At 37.9% G+C, this 21,070-nt stretch carries 21 protein-coding genes; 12 read left to right on the forward strand and 9 right to left on the reverse strand.

From position 1 onward, the window contains the following. Window positions 1-273: 273 nt before the first annotated feature. Complete coding sequence (locus tag G6N06_RS12735; protein ID WP_163517139.1) at window positions 274-2,340, forward strand: M13 family metallopeptidase; 2,067 nt, start codon at window positions 274-276, stop codon at window positions 2,338-2,340. 75 nt (window positions 2,341-2,415) lie between these two features. Here the strand turns inward: G6N06_RS12735 and G6N06_RS12740 are convergent, their stop codons facing one another. The 3 genes from G6N06_RS12740 to G6N06_RS12750 form a co-directional block, all read right to left on the reverse strand. Then, entirely contained in the window at window positions 2,416-3,105 is a 690-nt protein-coding gene (locus G6N06_RS12740) for a hypothetical protein (protein ID WP_163517140.1), read from the reverse strand. A 103-nt stretch (window positions 3,106-3,208) separates the two neighbouring features. Beyond that, window positions 3,209-4,018, reverse strand: coding sequence for an SDR family oxidoreductase (locus G6N06_RS12745; RefSeq protein ID WP_163517141.1), 810 nt, complete (start codon window positions 4,016-4,018; stop codon window positions 3,209-3,211). After that, window positions 4,011-6,311, reverse strand: a complete 2,301-nt coding sequence (locus G6N06_RS12750) for a M28 family peptidase (protein ID WP_163517142.1) — start codon at window positions 6,309-6,311, stop codon at window positions 4,011-4,013. Before G6N06_RS12750 ends, G6N06_RS12745 begins: the two co-directional genes overlap by 8 nt. A 111-nt stretch (window positions 6,312-6,422) precedes the next feature. On the opposite strand from G6N06_RS12750, the gene G6N06_RS12755 reads away from it, so the two are divergent. Next, window positions 6,423-6,902 (forward strand): CBS domain-containing protein, encoded by a 480-nt coding sequence (locus G6N06_RS12755; protein ID WP_163517143.1) that lies wholly within the window; start codon window positions 6,423-6,425, stop codon window positions 6,900-6,902. A gap of 17 nt (window positions 6,903-6,919) precedes the next feature. Here the strand turns inward: G6N06_RS12755 and G6N06_RS12760 are convergent, their stop codons facing one another. Both G6N06_RS12760 and G6N06_RS12765 read right to left on the reverse strand, forming a co-directional pair. After that, a complete protein-coding gene (locus G6N06_RS12760) occupies window positions 6,920-7,270 on the reverse strand; it encodes a hypothetical protein (protein ID WP_163517144.1) in 351 nt (116 codons plus the stop codon). 50 nt (window positions 7,271-7,320) lie between these two features. After that, on the reverse strand, window positions 7,321-7,965 hold the full coding sequence (locus G6N06_RS12765) for a spermidine synthase (protein WP_163517145.1): 645 nt from the start codon (window positions 7,963-7,965) through the stop codon (window positions 7,321-7,323). A gap of 183 nt (window positions 7,966-8,148) precedes the next feature. On the opposite strand from G6N06_RS12765, the gene G6N06_RS12770 reads away from it, so the two are divergent. After that, complete coding sequence (locus tag G6N06_RS12770) at window positions 8,149-8,484, forward strand: single-stranded DNA-binding protein (RefSeq protein ID WP_163517146.1); 336 nt, start codon at window positions 8,149-8,151, stop codon at window positions 8,482-8,484. A gap of 334 nt (window positions 8,485-8,818) precedes the next feature. Here the strand turns inward: G6N06_RS12770 and G6N06_RS12775 are convergent, their stop codons facing one another. Continuing rightward, the gene (locus tag G6N06_RS12775) at window positions 8,819-9,121 is read right to left on the reverse strand and encodes a HigA family addiction module antitoxin (protein WP_163517147.1); all 303 of its coding nucleotides are present in this window, start codon (window positions 9,119-9,121) and stop codon (window positions 8,819-8,821) included. 11 nt (window positions 9,122-9,132) lie between these two features. Further along, window positions 9,133-9,414: a type II toxin-antitoxin system RelE/ParE family toxin gene (locus tag G6N06_RS12780; RefSeq protein ID WP_163517148.1), complete on the reverse strand. Its 282-nt coding sequence runs from the start codon at window positions 9,412-9,414 to the stop codon at window positions 9,133-9,135. A gap of 167 nt (window positions 9,415-9,581) precedes the next feature. On the opposite strand from G6N06_RS12780, the gene G6N06_RS12785 reads away from it, so the two are divergent. After that, window positions 9,582-10,670: a TlpA family protein disulfide reductase gene (locus tag G6N06_RS12785; protein ID WP_163517149.1), complete on the forward strand. Its 1,089-nt coding sequence runs from the start codon at window positions 9,582-9,584 to the stop codon at window positions 10,668-10,670. 98 nt (window positions 10,671-10,768) lie between these two features. Here G6N06_RS12785 and G6N06_RS12790 read toward each other — a convergent pair whose 3' ends face one another. Beyond that, a complete protein-coding gene (locus G6N06_RS12790; protein WP_163517150.1) occupies window positions 10,769-11,071 on the reverse strand; it encodes a monooxygenase in 303 nt (100 codons plus the stop codon). 246 nt (window positions 11,072-11,317) lie between these two features. On the opposite strand from G6N06_RS12790, the gene G6N06_RS12795 reads away from it, so the two are divergent. Continuing rightward, complete coding sequence (locus G6N06_RS12795) at window positions 11,318-11,653, forward strand: single-stranded DNA-binding protein (RefSeq protein ID WP_163517151.1); 336 nt, start codon at window positions 11,318-11,320, stop codon at window positions 11,651-11,653. Window positions 11,654-11,973: 320 nt separating this feature from the next. Here G6N06_RS12795 and G6N06_RS12800 read toward each other — a convergent pair whose 3' ends face one another. Further along, window positions 11,974-12,876, reverse strand: a complete 903-nt coding sequence (locus G6N06_RS12800) for a histone deacetylase family protein (RefSeq protein ID WP_163517152.1) — start codon at window positions 12,874-12,876, stop codon at window positions 11,974-11,976. 267 nt (window positions 12,877-13,143) lie between these two features. On the opposite strand from G6N06_RS12800, the gene G6N06_RS12805 reads away from it, so the two are divergent. The 7 genes from G6N06_RS12805 to G6N06_RS12835 all read left to right on the forward strand — a co-directional run bounded on the left by G6N06_RS12805 (window position 13,144) and on the right by G6N06_RS12835 (window position 21,070). Beyond that, complete coding sequence (locus G6N06_RS12805) at window positions 13,144-13,704, forward strand: hypothetical protein (RefSeq protein ID WP_163517153.1); 561 nt, start codon at window positions 13,144-13,146, stop codon at window positions 13,702-13,704. A 19-nt stretch (window positions 13,705-13,723) separates the two neighbouring features. Then, complete coding sequence (locus G6N06_RS12810) at window positions 13,724-14,734, forward strand: hypothetical protein (RefSeq protein ID WP_163517154.1); 1,011 nt, start codon at window positions 13,724-13,726, stop codon at window positions 14,732-14,734. Window positions 14,735-14,891: 157 nt separating this feature from the next. Continuing rightward, window positions 14,892-17,918, forward strand: coding sequence for a sensor histidine kinase (locus G6N06_RS12815; protein WP_163517155.1), 3,027 nt, complete (start codon window positions 14,892-14,894; stop codon window positions 17,916-17,918). Window positions 17,919-17,923: 5 nt separating this feature from the next. Beyond that, window positions 17,924-18,673, forward strand: coding sequence for a LytR/AlgR family response regulator transcription factor (locus G6N06_RS12820; RefSeq protein ID WP_163517156.1), 750 nt, complete (start codon window positions 17,924-17,926; stop codon window positions 18,671-18,673). 97 nt (window positions 18,674-18,770) lie between these two features. After that, the gene (locus G6N06_RS12825) at window positions 18,771-19,136 is read left to right on the forward strand and encodes a hypothetical protein (protein WP_163517157.1); all 366 of its coding nucleotides are present in this window, start codon (window positions 18,771-18,773) and stop codon (window positions 19,134-19,136) included. A gap of 80 nt (window positions 19,137-19,216) precedes the next feature. Beyond that, window positions 19,217-19,720: a hypothetical protein gene (locus tag G6N06_RS12830; RefSeq protein WP_163517158.1), complete on the forward strand. Its 504-nt coding sequence runs from the start codon at window positions 19,217-19,219 to the stop codon at window positions 19,718-19,720. 393 nt (window positions 19,721-20,113) lie between these two features. Beyond that, the gene (locus G6N06_RS12835; RefSeq protein WP_163517159.1) at window positions 20,114-21,070 is read left to right on the forward strand and encodes a calcium/sodium antiporter; all 957 of its coding nucleotides are present in this window, start codon (window positions 20,114-20,116) and stop codon (window positions 21,068-21,070) included.

The following is a 21,070-nucleotide window of genomic DNA, read 5'->3' on the forward strand; positions in this document are numbered from 1 at the left end:
TATCGAAATAGAGGGATTAGAGGGTAGAGGGTAGTGAATAGACAGTATAGAAAGAGGATTATGAGTGATTAATGATTGAAGATTGTTGATTTTTGAACTATGATCAACTCTAATCAGGGATGTTTCGAAACGTTGAACACGAACCGTTGATTTTTGAAACCTGAAACTCGAAACCTTCCTCTTTTCTCTTAATTTTTTGTTAATATGTAACAATTGGCTTGATCAAGCTTCATATTAATAACTAATTTTATTCAAATTAAACATTTAAACACTATGAAAACCAATCTTAAGTATGCATTGGCGACTACTGGGTTAGTATTTGTAACCATTGTTGGTTGTAAAGAAGAACCAAAAAAAGACACCGCCATGGCAGAAGAAAAAATTCCAGGAATCGTTCTCGAAAACATGGACACCACTGTGAGTCCAAAAGACGATTTTTACAATTATGTCAATGGAAATTGGGCAAAAAATAATACCATTCCGGATGATGAAACCCGTTGGGGCGGTTTTGGGGTCTTGCGAAAAGAAACCCGTCAAGATGTTCTCGACATTGTAAAGAATGCCCACAAATTAGGCACCTATGCAGATGGCACTGACCAGAAAAAAGCCTTATTGCTTTTTCAAAGTGAATTGGACTCAGTAACAAGAAATAAAGCGGGTATTGAACCTATCAAACCATTGTTGGAAGCCATTGACGGCATCAAAAACTTGAATGACATGCAAACTGTTTACGCCACTGTGGATGGGGTAGGCGCACCGTTTGCAGGACTTGGTGCGTCACCGAATCTTAATAATAGCAGTATGAATATGGCTTGGATCTATCCTGGAAGTCTTGGATTACAGAGAGATTACTATTTGGATCAAGATGCCAAATCAAAAGAAATCAGACAACAATATGTTGATCATATTGCCAGAATGCTTCAATTTATTGATTATGATGAAGCAACAGCACAGGCAACGGCTAAAAAAGTGTTGGCCATGGAAACAAAATTGGCTGAACCAAGATTGGATAAAGTCGCCATGAGAGATGCGCGCAATTATAATAATCCAATTCCTTTTGCAGATCTACAAAAAATGACACCAGCGATAAACTGGCAAAAATTGGTGGATGATTTGGGCATCGATAAAAAGATCGATACGGTCAACGTCATGCAACCGAAATATATGGCATCCATGCAAAACTTTTTAAAGCAAACCCCGATTGAGGATATTAAATCCTTGATGGTTTGGAATACACTTAATGGTTCTGCAAATTATTTATCCACTGAAATTGAAAAAGCAAATTGGGATTTTTACGCTAAAACGCTTAATGGCACACAAAAGCAACGGCCAGCCGAGGAACGCGCTTTAGAAACCGTTGATCGTGCCGTGGGTGAAGCTATTGGAAAACTGTATGTGGAAGCGAAGTTTCCACCAGAAGCTAAAGCTAAAGCGGAGGAAATGATTGCTGATGTTATTGAGGCTTTCCAAAATAGAATTAAAAAGCTGGATTGGATGACTGAAGAGACTAAGGAAAAAGCCATCGAAAAGTTAGATAAATTTACGGTTAAGATTGCTTATCCAGATGAGTGGGAGGACTATTCAAAACTCGAAATAAAAGAAGGCAATACTTATGCTGAAAATATGAGAGCGGTTGGCAAATGGGCGAGAGAAAAGAATTTCTCAGAAATCAACGAGCCAGTCGATAAAAAAAGATGGGGTATGGCACCACAAACCGTGAATGCTTATTTCAATCCACGTAACAACGAGATTGTATTCCCAGCGGCTATTTTACAACCTCCTTTTTATAATTATACGGCTGATGATGCCGTCAACTATGGTGGGATAGGTGCTGTTATCGGACATGAAATTTCCCATGCATTTGATGATTCGGGCGCACGTTTTGACGGAGATGGGAATTTGAAAAATTGGTGGACGGATAAAGATTTGGAAGAGTTTACCAAACGTGCTGATGCCTTGGCAGAACAGTACAGCGGTATTGAGGTCTTGGACAGCGTCTTCATTAACGGCAAATTTACCTTGGGTGAAAACATTGGCGATCTTGGCGGTGTTCTTGGAGCATATGATGGTTTGCAATTGCACTTTGCCAAACACGGACGTCCGGAAAACATCGACGGGTTTACGCCAGAACAACGTTTCTTCATGAGTTGGGCCACAGTTTGGAGAACCTTAATCAGGGAAGATGCCTTAAGAACCCAGATAAAAACTGATCCACACTCCCCTGGTGTTCAAAGAGCAACACAGCCTTTAAAAAATATTGATGCGTTTTATGAAGCTTTTGATATCAAGGAAGGTGACCCAATGTATGTGGCACCTGAAAAACGTGTGAGAATTTGGTAAAATTCTGAATACGATTATAAATAAAAAGCAGCCTCGTCATGAGGCTGCTTTTTCATTTTATATTGTATAATGTTATTAATCCTCTCCCTTGGTACGTGATAATAAAGCTTCTTTACTGATTCTTGCCAAATTAAAATTAGGGTCAATGGCAAGCGCACGATTTAAAGTTGCTATCGCAATTTCCTGATTGGCATCTTTGTCTTCACTAAAGGTAAGAATAGCTTTTAGATATAAAAACCCGGCTCTCAGAGAGGTTTGATAAGGCTGTTGGGTTTCATAGAATGTACGTCTCATGTCATCCGTGACATTCGCCAAGCCATAATCCACTTTTTCTTGAGCACCAGCTATATCGCCGGTTTGCAGTAATAAATCGGCTATTTCATACGCCAAAATCGGACTTGGTTCTTTTTTATACAGTTTGTTATAAAATTCCAAAGCACGTGTACGTTCACCCAAAGCATTTAAGGCAATAGCTTTAATTTCTGTATTTAAGTCAGAATCTGTAGCACTTGACTCTATTCCAATAGTATTGAGAGCCTCTATGTTTCTGCCTTCAGAAACATATACATAAGCTAAAGTGTCTTTTCTGGCCTGACTTGGAGCAAGCACGTCCAAGTGGGTCATGGCGTTGATGACCCCTTGAATATCACCTTGCTTTTTCATTTGCTCGTAGTATTTTTCAAAGTGTTTTTGAAGTTCTGTCTTGGTTTGGGCAGCGAGGTTTAAAGAACTCATCACAACCACAAGTAGTATTAATTTTTTCATTTTCAAATTAGATATTCTTGCCTTTAAAATCAGGCCATTATTTAGTTAATTGAGCCAAATCTATAAAAATAAATAAAACAAACTCTTAAAAGCTTTATAATTGTTACAGATGGTGTTGAAAGTTGTATTTCAAAATCTGTTCCACTTTTTCGTTGGAAATTATTTTTCCTTGGCTCTGACTGGATGGATCAAATTGTGGAACTGGAAGGTTATGGGTTTTACAAAGTGAAGTATAATACGCTTTCCGCGAAGGATGCTGAGGGGCAACGGCATTGAACTCGGTATTCCAATGCTTTTCTTGAATGATGGTTTTTATAATGGCAATACAGTCGTCTTGATGGATTAAATTGACTGGACCATCCGGGTTTTTTACCATGTTTTTGCCCGAAAGGAATTTAGCCGGATTGCGACCGTCACCGATCAAACCACCAAATCTTAAGATGGTCGTTTCAAAATGGACATTTGTTTTAAAAACTTGTTCTGCGCCGATAAGCTGCTTGGCAGATGCCGATTGCCCATTTGTTGGGCTTTCTTCTGTAATTATCGGCATCGAAATATCATCTTCATAAACTGCAGTGGAACTGATATAAAGCACGTTCTTTACCGTGGAACGTTCAATATATTTACAGAGCATTTCCATCTGTTTTACAAAGTCTGCCTCAGGATTCTTGCGTAATCCGGGCGGAATATTGACGATGAGGATCTCGCTTTCCTTTAAACAGTCGACAATAGAACCCGTGATGCCTGCTTCAGAAATAGAAACCAGAAATGGAAGGATGCCTTCTTTTTTAAAGACCTCCATTTTGTCAGCAGAAGTTGTTGAGCCTTTTACGGTATAACCATGTTTAAATAACTCGATGGCAAGCGGCAGTCCTAACCAACCACATCCAATAATACTGATATATTTATTCAAGAGTGATGGTTTTTTTTATGATGATGGCGTCATTCAATACAAATGGTTTTGGAATCATTGTTTTTGGTCGTTTTGCGATGTTGAACAAATCGTTCTCCAATAAGTCAAAAGAAACCTCAAAAATCTCAAAGGTGGTTTTTTGTGATGCAGGAACGGTAAAATTCAATTCGATGGCCTTCTCTTCGGTAACCATATAACTGAACAATCTGTTTTTGATACGATCTTTAAAAACCTGGGTTTCATCCTCTCCTTTTGCAATTTCCAATCCGTTGATGTTAAAGCTTAGAAAGATGTTGGACGCATCAGCATAAAACTCTAAGGTGTTGACCGCACGTTGTGGCGAGATAAAGACTTGGAGCTGCTTTACGTTCTCAATAATAGTATCTTTCTGTATATCAACGTAAGGTTTTTTGAGCGGTTTTACAGTGGCTTCTTTACTGTAAGACAACTTGGTGCCATATTTACTGTCAAAGTTGATACTCGAAGCGTCAAAGGGCTCAGGCTTATCCGTTAAGTGTGCCTTGGTCCAATCGTCCAAGGTTATGTCGTAGGTTGCCCATTGTGCTGTGTCATTATCGGCGTCGTACAGATAGATGAGGCTGTTTGGTTTAGGACGCTCTTCGTTAAAATTTGAGGTTGTATGTGCCGCAATAAAAAACCCAACAGCAGCAATCAACAGAAGGTAAGCCCATCGATTTTTATATCGCGAAAATCCGAAGACGCTAATACACAGTGAAAACATGATGGATATCAACAGCGTGGTGGCAATAATGGTTTTAAGACCCAGTCCTACCGGAAACATTTTAAGAAATGGCGACATGATCATTAAAAGCGGAAAGAGCAAAAAGGTCATCAAAAGAATGTTGGGATGTTTTTGTCTTACCAGAACAAAAAGACTGATCAATCCAAAATATACCGGGATGATGAAAAAGCTGGCGCCTTTAAGTATAAATGCCAGAGCGGTACATATAATTAGCCATAACAATAATGGTGGAACCGCTAAGCTTGCTGTGTTTTCTGGTTTATAAACTTTATTGTAAAGCCACATGCACACAGCTGTAGAAAGCAGGGCGAATGCCCAAATATAGAGGTGGCCATTGTACGGAAAGCCGTGAAGGATTTCAGCGTATTGCGGATAAATAAGCAAAAGTAATTTCCATCCAAAATAGCCAATAATGCCGTTGATGAGCAAGGCACCAATCCCCGGAAGGAAAGCTAATGCCATATGTTTTGAGTTTAATCTCCTTTTTTGGATGCCGTAAAACACCAAAGCTAAAAATATAATCCAGGCCAAAATCAGCATTGGAACTATCCATGAATTTGGATAAGTGATCATTTTAAAAAGTGGGACATTAAAATAGACCGCGTCCTTATCACTCTTTAAACTGCTGAGGTCGGCATCTGAGAAATAGTTGAGCAGCGGCATCAAATAACTGCCTTGATGTTCTAAAGTATTTCTGTCCAATCGGTCATAAGTATCTAAGGCCGTATGGTAGTCAAAGTGATCATCTATAAAGGCAAAATTCAAACCGTCAATATCACCATCTTCTCTAAAATAGGTCAGATCCGTATCATTGGGCAACATTTTATAGATGCTATAGGCCAAAGAATTGGCTACAGGATAATCAGGATTTGCGGCTTTAAATCCGTTGATCAGATTTTGATTGCCACCATTGGTTTCAATCAACATATAACTTGGTCCTCCGCTGCCACGGGCTTCAAAATTCAATACGAGCCCTACATCTTTGGCCCATGGGTGTTGGTTTACAAAAATATCGGCACCATTCAGCCCGAGTTCTTCGGCATCTGAAAAAAGGATGATAATATCATTTTTAGGGTTTTTTCCTTCGCTTAAAAAGGCGCGGATCCCTTCCAAAATAGTGACCACGCCAGATCCGGCATCATTTGCGCCATAAGACGCATGCGATTTGCTGTCGTAATGTGTGAGCAACATTAAGGCTTTGGAATTTTCGCTACCCTTAATTCGTGCTAAAATATTTTTGGGTTTGACAATACTTCCCCATTTTTTGTTTTGACTATAGGCTTCCTGAATTTGAGTTTCGAGACCTAAATCGTTCAATGCCTTGACCAGGTAATCTTTGACTACTTCATGTTCTTCAGAACCGACATAATGTGGTTTTTTGGTTATATTTTTTAGATGGACCAAGGCCCGTTCGGAAGAAAAGGCTGTGGATTCAGTGTTTAAATCGGAAATCTGAGAGGGCATCAATGCGAAAAAACTCCAATAAATGGCTAAAACAATTAAGACGACGGCAATAGCTTTTTTGAGCATAGGGAAAGGTTTAGTTGGCATGATAAAACTACAAAATAAATTTGGTGTAAAAGAGTGTTAGGTTAAATGACGAATTTTTGTTAAATTTAAAGTTCATTAAAATATAAGGTTATGGCTATCAAGAGTTTTCAAGGTTCACGAAGGCAACAACAAAAAGTCACCGAGCAGTTGCCGTTTAGAGTGTGTGATTATATGACAAGAGATTTGATCACGTTCAGACCGGATCAGAAGATATTTGAGGTGGTCGAGATTTTGATCAAACATAAAATTTCAGGAGGCCCTGTGGTTAACGAAAACAATGAATTGGTAGGGATTATTTCTGAAGGCGATTGCTTAAAACAAATCAGCGATAACAGATATTACAATATGCCCGTAGAAAAAGATACGGTTGGGGATCGGATGATGACCAATGTGGATACTCTAGATGGCAATATGAATGTTTTTGACGCGGCCAGAATTTTTTTAGAATCCAAACACCGTAGGTTTCCGATTCTTGAAGATGGGAAATTAGTAGGACAGATCAGTCAAAAAGATGTTTTAAAAGCAGCTTTGGAGATGAAAGGCCATACCTGGAATCCGAAAGAGAAGTAGACTGTTTGAGAGTTTTTTTAACTCTCCCGTTTTACCAACGCATAAAAATCTCCTTCAAGCGGTAAATAGCCTTGATCATACACAAAGTAATACACGGTGCCAACCTTAGTGGTGTAGATACTTGTGAAATAATTAAAATCAAATCCTTTTTCAATCAGTTTCCCTCGGGAAACTTTTGTTTTTTGCTCGGGATTTAAGCTTTCCAAAATCCGATAGTTTTTACGCAACCTGTTATTGGTATTTCTGATCAGGTTTTTATTATCCTTGTTGATGGTGTTGTTGTAGGAATTTCTACAGGCATCACTGCAGAATTTTTTATCGGCTCTCCCAACAATTTTCTCACCACATTCTAAACACTTTTTGCTCATAATTTAGAAGTTAACAAACAACAAGATACAAATTATTCCTATTGGATAACTTATAAGCCTTTTGACAGAATAAGGGTATTGGTATTATTCACTTTTTCAAATACCTCTGTCTGAAATTTATGGGATTTTAAAAATTCGATGACCTCGTTTAGAGCATGGCTTTTTCTTTTGGCCAATGAAGCATTAAATAAAATAGCACCATTACTTGATGAAGCTTTCAGAATGTCCTTCCAAAAGGGTATCATTAAAAATGCCTTGGGTACATCGGTATCAATGAACAAGTCGATGATGATCAAATCAAATGGAGTGCTATTTAACTGCATAAAAACTAAGGCATCTTCACAAACAATTTTTAATTTTTCATCTTCTTTGAGACCGAATTCATTCTTGGCAATGTCTATGACAGTTGGATCGATATCTACTGCGGTAATCTGTTTGGAATAGAAAAAATCCTTCCGAAGGGTTTCAATAACGCTTCCCCCGCCAAGACCTAAAAGTAGAACAGAATTCACTTTGTTTAAATCGATATACTTTAATCCAAACTTCAAAATCCGTTGGAGGGAGCCATAAGAATAATTGGCGTTTTTGGTATTGAGATGCTTTTTGCCGTTGTACCAGGTAATTTCCAAGACGCCACTAAATTCAGACTGAATTTTCTTTGTAATGGGATAGAGGTAGCTTAGAAGTTTGGTCATACATCAAATATAAGCTTTTTTGGCATTTAAAATATCCGTTTACAAACGACTACAATCACTTACAAACGAGTTTAAATAGTTAATAACCGAATAGCATTAGGAAGCCATTGCATCTTTGTGATGTTGAATTGACCGAACGATATTCAATAGTATTAACTGTTTAACCTTTAAAATTTAGAAATCATGAACGCATTAAGAAACACAGTACAGTTGATTGGAAGATTAGGACAGGATCCTGAAATTGTAAGCTTTCCAGACGGGAACAAGTTGGCGAAATTCTCTATGGCTACAGACGACAGCTATAAAGATAAGAATGGCAACAAAGTGGAGCGCACCTATTGGCACAACGTAGTGGTCCGAGGGGGATTGGTAGATGTCGTAGAAAAGTTCGTCGCCAAAGGTAAGGAAATTGCCATTGAAGGCAAATTGACCAACCGTTCTTGGGATGACAAAGACGGCAAGAAACAGTATATGACAGAGATCCACTGTAATGGTCTGTTGCTCTTGGGCGGGAAGTAGGAATTAAAATTCCAGATTTCCTGGTCTGCTGACTGGTAGAAAATTCCAAATTCCAATGCAAGAACATTGGAATTTGGAATTTTTTTGATTCCACCAGTGGTTTTTTTGGCTTCAATATTTGTCTCGATCGAAAAAATTGTTCCGTGTTCATACCTCTCAAGCTTGATCCATAGTTCTTGATTGAGGTTTTCCACCTTCCATATCGTTTCGTTTATGGGCAGTGGCATGGGACGTCACTGACAATTCTAAGAAGGTACTTGCCTGTGGAAAATCCGCTCCCGATAGTTATTGGGATCCCAAGCAGGTAAGGAGAAGGCATTGCCAATACACACTGTTAGACAACGTTTTCATTTCTGTAATGTTTGATTTCGTTCAGTTCCGCTTTTTTAGATTTTTTTTCTTCTTCGATGTCATAATCGTCTTGAAGTCCAAGCCAGAATTTTGCCGAGTTTCCGAAATATTTACTCAATCGTAAAGCTGTGTCCACAGTAATTCTGCGATTTCCTTTCACGATTTCAGAAATTCGGGTCTGTGGGATTCTCAAGTCCTTAGAAAGTCGGTATGCAGTGATTTCCAACGGCTCAAGAAATTCGTAATTCAAGATTTCTCCAGGATGTACATTTGCTAATTTTTCCATTTTTCTATTTTTTAATGATAATCTATTATTTCCACTTCGCTTGCGTTCCCTTTGTCCCATTGAAATATAATCCGCCATTGTTTATTTATTCGAATGCTGTAAAATCCGTTTAAATTTCCAGTGAGTCTTTCAAGTCGATTAGATGGCGGAATTCGTAAATCGGCAATGTTCTGCGAATTATTCAGCATTCTCAATTTCCGTCGTCCAACGTTCTGAATTTCAATCGGCATTTTTTTAACTCGGATTCCGTTCCAAATTTGTTGGGTTTCTTTCGAGGCAAAGGAAATAATCATAGTCTCACTTTACGTTGCTAACGTCAAAGGTAAGTATAAGGTTTATTTTTTCCAAATGTTGCCTAACCTATCCCATAAATCAACCTTTAATTCCAAAAGAATTAGCATTGGTTTTTTTAATCGTAAATAAGGCTGTAAATTTCATTTTTTGGAAAAATTTGAGATTTATGAAATTATATATTCTTGCTTTATCTGTTGTTATTAATTTATTTTCCTGTGCAGGAAATGAGAATTTACAATCTCCTGATGAGGTATTGTCAAAGGCTTCGGAAAAACTCACTACCTGGGAGACCTTAAGTTTTACTGCGACCACAACCAATCCGACCAGACCGACCACACAAACCGTATACAAATTAAAGAGAGTTAATTATGAGCCTCATTTAAAACTGTTCTTTTTCAAGGAAATGAATCAAGAAACAGCCATCTATTACAAACTCGCTTCTTTGGCTGTGGTTGAAGATAAAAAGAATAAAATCACCATCTTTGATTATGGCAAAGACCGCTCCATTCCAAGATATTTGGAGGCCTATATGGGGGATGATGACAATCTATTGCTCACGGCAAGACTAATGAATCAATTCAAAGATGACATCGTCTACGTTGAACAAACAAGCTTTAATGACAGGCCAGCCTATGTTTATACCTTTGATAAATACAAAATTTGGTTAGACGCCAAATTAGCGGCTCCTTTAAAACTTGAGATAGCCAATGGGACATCAGCTAAAAAAGAAATTGTCTATGACGCACTTGTATTTAATGAGCCCATGGATGAAGATGTTTTTACTCATGAGGAGAAGGAAGGATATGTCTCCTCTGTTTTCGGCATTAAAAAAGAGCCAATGCTCAATGTAAAAGCACCCGATTGGAACTTGTTCGATTTGAATGGTAAAAAGGTGTCTTTGAATGATTTTCGGGGTTCTCCGATATTTTTGGAAGCCTGGACCTCTTCATGTAATCATTGTATGGCTTCCCTTCCAAAAGTCAAGGAAATAGAAAATGAATTTGGCGACAAGGTTAAAGTCATTACGGTGAATTTTGATTACAACCTAAATGAAACCAAGCAAACGGTTAAATCTGAAGGACTCAATTATATTGTATTACAAGGTGATGCCATTTTTGATAAAAATTATGATTTGCGTTCATTTCCATCATATTTTGTTATCGATAGTGGGGGCACCATAGTCTATTCAGAACGGGGTACTATCGAAGGCAAGAAAGCAAAAGCACTTTTTGAGGTGCTTAGGCGAGTTCAATAGTACATTGACTATTCAGAATAGATGTATAGGTCTCATCATGACATGGAGTTATGATAAGCTTGATAAGAAAATTGAATAGTAATAGGTATAGAAATCAATTAAAACGGCGCTTTGCAAATTTTAGAAAGCTCTTCATTTATCTCAAACACTTTTCCTCTAATTTCTGAATAACCAAATTCTCCCAATCTTTTTGAATGCATTTTGAGATAGTTCTCTGCATTGTACCGAGTATCAAACATATAAACACCTCCGGCCATGTTGTCTTTCTTACTTTCTGTCCAGAATTTCCAGATGAAACCAGGTTCCTTGTTAATACTTTGTGCAAGTTCTTTCATTTGACTTGCCATTTCTTTTCCCCAAACGTCCTTATGTGGAAAATCGACATGCATGATTACAGCCATAATATTTTAGTTTTAAATTGATTGTAAAGTTAGAGATAAGTAATTGTTTTTCAACTATGAGTTCCCTTCAAGAAACTGGTTTTTTAACTGAATTTTATCCGTTTCCAAACGACTACAAACATTTACAAACGAGTTTAAATAGTTAATTACCGAATAGCATTAGGAAGCCATTGCATCTTTGTGATGTTGAATTGACCGAATGATATTCAATAGTATTAACTGTTTAACCTTTAAATTTTAGAAATCATGAGCGCATTAAGAAACACAGTACAGTTGATTGGAAGATTAGGACAAGATCCAGAAATCGTAAGCTTTCCTGATGGGAACAAATTGGCAAAATTCACCATGGCCACAGACGACAGCTATAAAGACAAAGATGGCAACAAGGTGGAACGCACCTATTGGCACAACATTGTGGTGAGAGGTGGTTTGGTAGAAATCGTGGAAAAATATGTTTCCAAAGGCAAAGAGATTGCCATTGAAGGCAAATTGACCAACCGTTCCTGGGATGACAAAGATGGCAAGAAGCAGTATATCACAGAGATTTTTTGTAATGAACTACTACTATTGGGAGGGAAATAAGAACTTCCTACCTGCCGACAGGCAAGCAAATCCCAAGTTTAAAATTTCAAACTTTAAATTCCAAATTCCAATGCAAGAGCTTTGGGATTTGGAATTTTTTAAGTGTAAACCCTATCTGCCGACAGGCAGGCAAAACTTAAAAGCGAAGCGCATTAGGTTTTGATGGTTGTCCCGATAGCTCGGGACAATCCCGCTAAAAAGTGGGATTTCAGGTTTAACTTGCCAGCCATCAATCAGGGACTGCGAAGGTTGGTTAGCAATGGGAAAAGATGTTACTGGGCTATATTTTGTTGGCTCGTCTTGAGGTTATTATTGGAACTTCAAAAAAATATGCTCTGCGCCAATCTAAACGTATTGGCATGTGCATCAATAATGGTTTTGATCTCTGGTGAATAACCGCCGCCCATACTACACATTACTGGGATTTTATGGTCTTTACAAGTTTGCAGGACAAAACGGTCACGTTCTTTACAGCCTTCAATTGATAGGCTTAATTTGCCCAATCTATCAGAGGCAATCACATCTACGCCAGATAAATAGTAAATGAAATCTGGGTTTTCCGATTGAATTAATTTCGGTAAACTGTCTTTCAGAATAGCAAGATAGGTGTCATCATCACAACCATCCTCAAGCGCTACGTCCAAATCGCTGACTTCCTTTTTAAACGGATAATTACTTTTTCCATGCATGGAAAATGTAAAAACGGAGGGGTCATTCTGGAAAATTTTAGCGGTGCCGTTTCCTTGGTGTACGTCCAGATCGACAATAAGAATTTTCTCTGCCTTTTGCTTTTCTTGCAGATAGCGCGCTGCAATGGCCTGATCATTCAAAATACAAAACCCCTCCCCACTATCGGCGTAGGCATGATGTGTGCCGCCGGCGATATTCATGGCAATTCCGTGGTTTATGCTGAACTCACTGGCCTTTACAGTACCATCGGCAATAATTATTTCACGTTGGATCAATGCTTCGCTAAGTGGGAATCCGATTTTGCGAGCGGCCCTCGCATCCAAAGTGAGATGTTTTAAATGGTTAAGATAATCGACCGTATGAACGTTCAGGATATAATGATCATCCAGAGCAGTAGGTTCAAAAAAATTATCAGCCGTACAAGTGCCTTCATATAGTAATTGATCGCGAAGCAATTCATATTTGAGCATTGGAAATCTGTGGCCTGCCGGTAATGGGTGTTTATAAATGGGGTGAAAAGCGATTTTGAGCATTAGACATTCTTAGTTAGCTGTCAAAGATAAAACATCTTCATGGAGGCACAAGTGCATTTCAAAAGTACTGTTGTTGCGAATTTTGATTTAACCACATCCCAAATTAAAACCATTTTAACGCAACTAAGGTATAGCGCAACATTTGATAAACCTTACCAACGATTTACGAATACTAATTCATCCTCTACGAATCCTAAAACACCCGCAATTTTAGGCCAAAACGCTATTACATTAGTACTATAAATCAAACCATTAAAACCATTTATCATGAAAAAACTTCTTCCATTTCTCGTTTTGTTGATTGGCATTTCCTTTGCAAACGCTCAGGAATTCCAAAAAACCGATGCCTACCAAGCTTCCATACATCCCATAGTCAATGACAAAGAACACACGCTCTTCAATGTGAGTGTTGTTCTTAACGATCGACCGGAAACTGTTGTGACCAACTTTAGAATCATGTCTCCAGAAAACATAAAAATGATTTCCATACAAAGTCTTAAACAACCTGGTTTGCTCGATGTGGAAGAAATAATAAGAATGGAGTTGACCTATTTTGAACCTCAAGCCTACACCATCTCGAAATACGTTTTGGTAAAAGAAAGTGGGGCCTACATCGATTTGCCAGCTATTGTAAATAGGAAAGAAAATTGCCCGAAAACTGAAACGATTTATGTATTCCCAAATCAAGCATTGGGGCAAATCAATAATATCATCACCTTGGAAATTACGTATTCTGATGCGGTTTCAATTGAAAATATTGAGGTGATAAAAGCATTTGCATGGCAGGATAATTTTGACACCTCGCATAAAGTTTCTGCACTGTATTAATTATAAAAACCCAGCAAGTATGAAATCACTTGTAATCCTTTTATCATCATGTTTTATCATCATCTCCTGTGGTGATTCTTCAACTGATTATCTTGAAGAAACAACAAAAAGCATACAAAAACAATCGGTGGTTTTTATCGCTGGAACTGATAAGGGTGACAACTCTTTTTATAAGAATGCAAAAGCACATTTTAGTCAGCAAAACATAACGATTGTGAAAGATCTCCATACTCTTGATGCTATTGTTTCATGGCTCAATAACAATGCTGACTCTAAAGTTTATGACCAAATCCATATTGTGAGCCATAGTAATCCATGGCGGGGGATGGCGTTGCTCACTTCTGAAGATGGCGTACGAATTACTGCAACGTCTCTTAAAAATAGGACATTGCCAAAACTGAATGGCGGCATCACTGAAAACACGAAAATCATCTTACATTCTTGTGGATTGGGTGTAAATAAAAACTTGATGAAAGGCTTGAAATTGGCATTCTCATCTGATGTTACGCCAACCCTTTATGCTTCTGAATACTATAACGTTTTTGAAGGTAAGTACGCTTCACATTATTTGGCACAGCCATTTTATGTATTTTATCCTACGGCAAATTCCCCGGGAAACAAGATGCTATCCCAAGAAATAGCCATGAAATATCCAAACGCAAACCTCGATTGGTTGACGGCTCTGGATACCCAAGAAGAAAGAACGTCTGGAGCAATCTATTCATATCGTTTTAATATTCCTATTGATTGGGAATTCGTTTTTGAGGATGCATCCGAAACCCCACATTTGGATAATACTGACCGCATAATAGATTATATTTTAGAAAATGAGGAATGTTCTTTTGTCTTATACGAATTGGGAATTCCGATGGAAAAATTCCGATGGACCAGCAGGAGCGAGGGAAATGTTTTAAAAATACAAGGGAAAACCACAGTCCTCACCGTACTTATGCCATTGATGAATACTTATGAACCTGCAGAATATACAGCTCCAGATATCACACATGCACGGTTGTATTCTCAATTTTAGGATGTTATGCCACAGAGGTAGGTATAGAGGAGAGGTGGTTTTTTAAATTTTCAAATGCTACTTTCATAAGCACATTATAATAAAACGATTAGAATAAGATAATAGAAAACACTTCCAAACCTACTTTGTTTATATTTGTTTGTATCATTTCACAACTATGACATTTCCCAATTCCAGAATCTTTATTGTTTTTCTGTTCCTAATTTCAATTATAATTGGCTATGGACAAAACAATCAATTGCGTTCATATACCTTGGAAGATGGTTTGCCGCAATCGCAAGTTTATGCCATTGAGCAAGATGCCATTGGGTATTTATGGTTGGGGACGCAAGGCGGAGGGCTGGCGCGTTTTGATGGCGAGACCTTTAAAACCTTCAACGAAAATGATGGTCTCATTTCCAACTATATCAATGCCTTAAAATTTGCCAACGACACTTTATTTATTGGTAGCAGACGCGGAATTTCGATAAAATCGAAATCGGGCCTTAAGAATTTCGAAGGTCCGCAAGTCATGCATGTTTTTCGAGATCAGAACAACACCTATTTGGGAACGAAAAATGGTGTCTATCGCTATACCACATCAACAACACTGCAAAGGTTAACATTGAATCCCATTATTGATGCCAACCAAGTCAATGCGATGCACTTTGATGGCTCTTACTTTTGGATAGCGACCGACAAAGGACTTTTCAAAACTAAGACGCTAACTCAAAACTCAAATTTTGAGAGGATTGAAAAATACAATTTCACATCTCTTGCTCAATTCAATTCCAAGTTGATTGCTTCAACGTTTACCCACGGAATTCTGATAAAAAATCTCGAAAATGGTAATGACGAATGGATTGAAGAATTACAGCGCATCAACAGTTTATCCATTATCAACGACCAGCTCTGGGTAGGTGCAGACGGCGATGGCGTCACCGTTTTGGATATGGAAAATTTTCAGATTCAAAAGTATATTGATAGTCGTTCAGGGCTTGCGGTGTCACACATTCGCGACTGTATGATGGATAGACAGGGCACTATTTGGATTGCGACAAGTGGTGGCGGATTTTACAAATATTTTGAAGATAAATTCACCCATTTTGATAGTGAAAGTGGCTTGCAGGGCAATCATATCTATGCGGTCCACAAGGTCGGTAAAACATTATGGTTATCCAATTCAGAAGCTGGATTAATGAAAATTGACTCTTTGGGCCTTCATCCTGTTCCAAAAATCAGAGGTTTTGACCATGTAAAAATCAAAACGATTAACCATGATGTGAATGGTAATATTTGGGCCGGTTCTGATGGAAAAGGATTGCTGTTTCGTGAGCAAACCACGCGTGATAGTTTGATTTTAAATCTTTCAGATTTTAATAACCTGAAATTTCATACCGTCCAAATCCCCGAAGTTAAAAACCATCTCATTAATACCTCCAATGGATTGCCTTCCGATTGGATCAGGCAGTTGCATATCCAAAAGGACACGGTATGGGTTGCTACCTATAGTGATGGAATTGTAAAAATGCGATTTGATTCGGCCATGCAAAAACCTGAAATTCTTAAAATCTATGATAAAGAAGATGGACTTGAGGATCTTTTGCTAAAAGATTTGAAATCGGATGCTCAAGGGCGCCCTTGGTATGGCACGCAAACTGGACGTATTGGTTTTATTGAAAATAATCTTGTCAGAGATTTGGGTGAAGTTTTAGACGATAATACGGCCATCAATTCTTTGTTATTTCGAGGCAGCACGCTGTATCTGGGAACGGCAGGAAATGGCGTGTGGTTTACAGATATTAATGGGAATATGGTATTGCAAAAATTGGTTGGTGATAAACAATTGACCTCAAGCAATTGCAACCAACTTATTTTTGATAGCGAAAACAATCTTTGGGTTGGTTCTGAAAGAGGGGTTGATAAGGTGGTTTTAAATCAGGAAAACAAAATTGTAGATGTTTTTCATTTTGGCAGAAACGACGGCTTTTTGGGTATCGAAACCACTTTAAATGCAGTGGATATGGACCATAAGGGCAATTTGTGGTTTGGAGCCATTTATGGGCTTACCAAATATGAGATGGGACAGGATCTTGAAGAAGCGAGCATCAAACCCAATATCGATTTTGAATCCGTTGAAGTGGACTATCAGCCTATTGATTCCATAGCCTATTATACATCGAACAAAAATGCCATGGTCTTGCAATTGAATCCTGACCAAAATCAAATATCATTTACCTATCGAACGGTCGATTTGACCCATCCTAAAGATATTCAATATCGGTTTAAACTGAATGACGATTCTTGGAGTCCATGGTCTAAAAGCAATCAGCAAAACTTAGTAGGCTTGAGCTATGGTCCTCATGTTTTTTATGCTCAATCACGGGATTATCGCTGGCAGAATAGTGAGGTTATTGCATTTCCTTTTAATATTGAAACACCTTTACATGAAAAATCATGGTTCCAGTGGTTGGTAATTGGGATGGTATTAATTCTGATTTTAATGTTTGGTTGGATGTATTTGCGTCGTTTAAAACGCAGGAATATTGAAGCACAAGAACGCCTACAAATCCAAAACAATTTGTTGACCTTAGAGCACAAAGCACTGCAACTGCAAATGAATCCGCATTTCATTTTTAACGTACTCAACGGAATCAAAGCAATGGGAAGCACCAATCCCCAAAAAATGAACACGACGGTCAATACTTTTGCGACGCTGTTGCGTGATGTTTTGAACAATTCCCGTAAGGACAGTATTACTTTAGCGCAGGAAATAAAAACCTTGACCCATTATATTGAAGTGGAGCAATTGATGTCTCCGAAAGCTTTTGTTTATAATATTCAAGTGGAATCCGATATTGATCCGGAAGAAATTTTGATTCCGCCCATGTTGATTCAGCCATTTGTTGAAAATGCCATCCGACACGGGATTTTGAAAGGACCGAGAGATGGCGAGTTAAAGATCCTATTCAAGACAGAAAACGACATTTTAACTTGCACAATCATCGATAACGGAAGTGGTATTTTTAATTCGCAAGGCAATAAAACTGCCACCGATCATCAATCCATGGCGTTGACCGTTACCAAAGAGCGCATCCAATCACTTTCTGGGAAAGACACACTTAAATTGGAGGAAATCACATCAAATAACCAAATTATAGGAACGAGAATTCGCTTTCAAATTCCACTTAAAACAGACTTTTAATCACTATGCTAACAGCCATTATTATAGAAGACAATCCAGACGCACTTCACTTACTTAAAAGTAATATTGAAAGGCATCACCCTGAAATTGATATTATCAACACCGCCCAGAGTGTCGTGGAAGCAGCTAAGATTCTTCGAAAATCACAACCAGATATCTTGTTTTTGGATATTATGTTGGGTGATGGCACTGGGTTTGATGTTTTAGAGATTTTTCCAGACCTGTCAAGCAAACTCATCTTTGTAACTGCAAGTGACGAATATGCCATTCGTGCATTCAAATTTGCCGCCATCGACTATGTCCTGAAACCCTATTCTGAAGACGATTTAAACAAGGCCATTCAACGTGCCAAAGCACAATTGCAACCCAACAAGGAACGACTCAGTATTTTGAAGGAAACCTTGGCAGCTCCAGAAGCCAAACCCGATAAAATTTCGTTGCACACCTTGGACAAAATCATTATTGTCAATCTTGATGATATCGTACGATGTGAAGCCGATAACAATAATACCATCTTCTATCTAAAAGATAGTCCTAAAGTGTTTGTGACCAAAACACTCAAATATTTTGCAGATATGTTAAGCAGTTATGAGTTTTTACGTGTACATCAGAGTCATTTGGTCAATATTCAATTCATCAGTGCATTCATCAAAACGGATGGTGGTTATTTGTTATTGAAAAACAAGGAGACCGTACCAGTGTCCGTTCGAAAAAAGGTGGAAGTGATTGAGATTTTGGATCGAATGCATGGTTAGAATCATGGAGGTTTGGCTGACTATCACTTATACTCTGTGCTGAGAAAGCTTTAAGGTGTAAAAATTATTATTTTTTTAACATCATAATCGTTTATCTTTGTACTATAAAATTACCATGATGTTTGCGTTAAAGGCTGCCATACTCTATTTATTTGGATGGTTTGTGTTGTTCGGATCAGCTGATCTCACGACATTGCCAAGCGCGTCTTATGCGCCTGTAGACAGTATTGCTGCCCCAGACGATCAAGATCATAGTCCGTTGTTTTTGGATGCTGTTTTTGAGGTCAATCAGTCTTCTACACATGAAACACCATCAGTAAAAACCTTTTCGCAACCAATTGATGCATATCAAAGTGCAGTAGCCGCATCCTACTATTCCCTTTCCTATTATACTATTGGCCAACAAATTGTGGTCAACTTCACTATAAAGGATATGATTTTTCCTTTTCATTGTTTTACATAGACTGATTTTTTTCGTTTAAAATCTTAAAGGTGTCAATAGCACCTCTTCAAGTCTATAGTATAATTTAAAAACATAAAACAATGGATATATCATTAAATATGGTGATGCTCGTCGTAGTACTCATCGTTGTCGTTCCTTTCGCCTGGTTTATCTGGGCAGAAAAAAGTGCCGTTTCTAAAAAGAAGAAAACATTCCAAAAAATTGCACAGTCAGAAAATCTAAAATTCACTAAGGTTGAATATTGGAACAATCACTGCTTAGGTTATGATGACCAAGAAAACATTTTATTATATAACAATTTAAGCACGTCAGATTCTGAATTTGAAAAAGTGGAGTTGGACGATGTCAGGAAATGTGTTATCAATAAAATTAATAAAGATTATAAAAATGGCGATAAACACTATTCTGAGATGGTACGTCTGGATTTAGAGTTTACTTTCGTCTCCAACAAGCCTCCAATGACCATTACGCTATTCAATGTGGATGATAATTTTTCACAGAACCAAGAAGTAGCTCGTGCCGAAAAATGGTTGGCATTGATCAATAAACATAAATACAACAAAAATAATATTGTAGCGGCATAAATAGTACTGACCCATAAAAAACCATCTCTTATAGACCTTTTGATCATTTTCGATTGGAAGAATTATGAAGATGGTTTTTTTACTACTCTTATGGCCTTTAAATTAAAATGATTAGGTAAATGTTGGACCAATATGGATTTTCTGATATTTAGTTTAAAATGACCTCCATTTCTGTTCTATTCCCACTAAAGATTTTATTTCGTGCTTCTTGATTTTATATAGAGATTTAAATAATGTGTAGTCAATGTTTTAAACTTAAAATTAAAGTCTTGATTCTTTTAGCGCAACCGTCCAATTTCTTTTCTCCGACACTATTTATCTTTCATAAAAATATTTCCAATGCGATATTTCGTATCAATTAATCGTCTACTTTTGACAAAAAATATATAGGCTATGTTGCTCGCTGGTTTTCTTATTGTTGTAGGATTTGTTCTTTTAATAAAGGGCGCAGACTGGATGGTCAGTGGTTCTACGCTGTTGGCCAAGAAGAACAAAGTCCCAGATTTGGCCATTGGATTGACCATAGTTGCCTTTGGAACTTCCGCTCCTGAATTGGTCGTAAATACAGTAGCATCTTATGAGAACCATTCTGATATTGTGCTGGGAAATGTTATTGGGAGCAATAACTTTAACCTGTTCATGATCTTGGGTATTGTAGGACTTATTTTTCCAATTGCCGTTCAATCGTCTACGGTTTGGAAGGAAATTCCGATTTCATTTTTGGCAGCTTTAGCCTTATTGGTATTAGCCAATGGTTATCTGTTTTCTGATATCGGATTGTCCAGAATTGATGGAACCGTCTTGCTTATAATGTTTTTACTCTTTTTGTTTTATATCTATAAACAGATGAAAAATGACGATCCAAGTCAAAGTGTTGTGATTGTGACGGCATCCAACTACAAAATCTGGGGATTGATTGTTTTGGGATTGATTGGGTTAATTGTTGGTGGAAAATTGATCGTGGACAACGCAGTGACCATCGCTAGCGATTTGGGCGTGAGCGAAAAAATTATTGGATTGACCATTATTGCCGCAGGGACTTCGTTGCCAGAATTGATGACCTCCGTAGTCGCAGCCATGAAGAAAAATAGTGATATTGCCATAGGGAATATAATCGGCTCCAATATCTTTAATATTTTCCTAATCCTTTCAGTGAGTTCATTGGTGCGCCCAATTACGTTCAGTTCCGTTTTCAATACCGATATTTACCTACTGTTGGCCGGAACTTTATTCTTGTTCGTGGCTATGTTTACTGGAAAAAAGAAAACATTGGACCGATGGGAAGCCGGTCTTCTTTTATTGGTTTTTATTGGATACACCACCTATCTTGTAGCCAAAGAGCTGCAGTAA

The sequence above is a fragment of the Gelidibacter japonicus genome, assembly GCF_010725055.1.
GTDB lineage: Bacteria > Bacteroidota > Bacteroidia > Flavobacteriales > Flavobacteriaceae > Gelidibacter > Gelidibacter japonicus.

Bases quoted from the DNA above. Each gene is read 5' to 3' on its own strand.
- G6N06_RS12735 (WP_163517139.1), top strand. From the start codon at position 274: ATGAAAACCAATCTTAAGTATGCATTGGCGACTACTGGGTTAGTATTT.
- G6N06_RS12770 (WP_163517146.1), top strand. From the start codon at position 8,149: ATGAACGCATTAAGAAACACAGTACAGTTGATTGGAAGATTAGGACAG.
- G6N06_RS12740 (WP_163517140.1), bottom strand. From the start codon at position 3,105: ATGAAAAAATTAATACTACTTGTGGTTGTGATGAGTTCTTTAAACCTC.
- G6N06_RS12800 (WP_163517152.1), bottom strand. From the start codon at position 12,876: ATGCTCAAAATCGCTTTTCACCCCATTTATAAACACCCATTACCGGCA.
- G6N06_RS12835 (WP_163517159.1), top strand. From the start codon at position 20,114: ATGTTGCTCGCTGGTTTTCTTATTGTTGTAGGATTTGTTCTTTTAATA.
- G6N06_RS12765 (WP_163517145.1), bottom strand. From the start codon at position 7,965: ATGACCAAACTTCTAAGCTACCTCTATCCCATTACAAAGAAAATTCAG.
- G6N06_RS12810 (WP_163517154.1), top strand. From the start codon at position 13,724: ATGAAATCACTTGTAATCCTTTTATCATCATGTTTTATCATCATCTCC.
- G6N06_RS12790 (WP_163517150.1), bottom strand. From the start codon at position 11,071: ATGGCTGTAATCATGCATGTCGATTTTCCACATAAGGACGTTTGGGGA.
- G6N06_RS12785 (WP_163517149.1), top strand. From the start codon at position 9,582: ATGAAATTATATATTCTTGCTTTATCTGTTGTTATTAATTTATTTTCC.
- G6N06_RS12760 (WP_163517144.1), bottom strand. From the start codon at position 7,270: ATGAGCAAAAAGTGTTTAGAATGTGGTGAGAAAATTGTTGGGAGAGCC.
- G6N06_RS12780 (WP_163517148.1), bottom strand. From the start codon at position 9,414: ATGATTATTTCCTTTGCCTCGAAAGAAACCCAACAAATTTGGAACGGA.
- G6N06_RS12830 (WP_163517158.1), top strand. From the start codon at position 19,217: ATGGATATATCATTAAATATGGTGATGCTCGTCGTAGTACTCATCGTT.
- G6N06_RS12815 (WP_163517155.1), top strand. From the start codon at position 14,892: ATGACATTTCCCAATTCCAGAATCTTTATTGTTTTTCTGTTCCTAATT.
- G6N06_RS12805 (WP_163517153.1), top strand. From the start codon at position 13,144: ATGAAAAAACTTCTTCCATTTCTCGTTTTGTTGATTGGCATTTCCTTT.
- G6N06_RS12750 (WP_163517142.1), bottom strand. From the start codon at position 6,311: ATGCTCAAAAAAGCTATTGCCGTCGTCTTAATTGTTTTAGCCATTTAT.
- G6N06_RS12775 (WP_163517147.1), bottom strand. From the start codon at position 9,121: ATGGAAAAATTAGCAAATGTACATCCTGGAGAAATCTTGAATTACGAA.
- G6N06_RS12820 (WP_163517156.1), top strand. From the start codon at position 17,924: ATGCTAACAGCCATTATTATAGAAGACAATCCAGACGCACTTCACTTA.
- G6N06_RS12755 (WP_163517143.1), top strand. From the start codon at position 6,423: ATGGCTATCAAGAGTTTTCAAGGTTCACGAAGGCAACAACAAAAAGTC.
- G6N06_RS12795 (WP_163517151.1), top strand. From the start codon at position 11,318: ATGAGCGCATTAAGAAACACAGTACAGTTGATTGGAAGATTAGGACAA.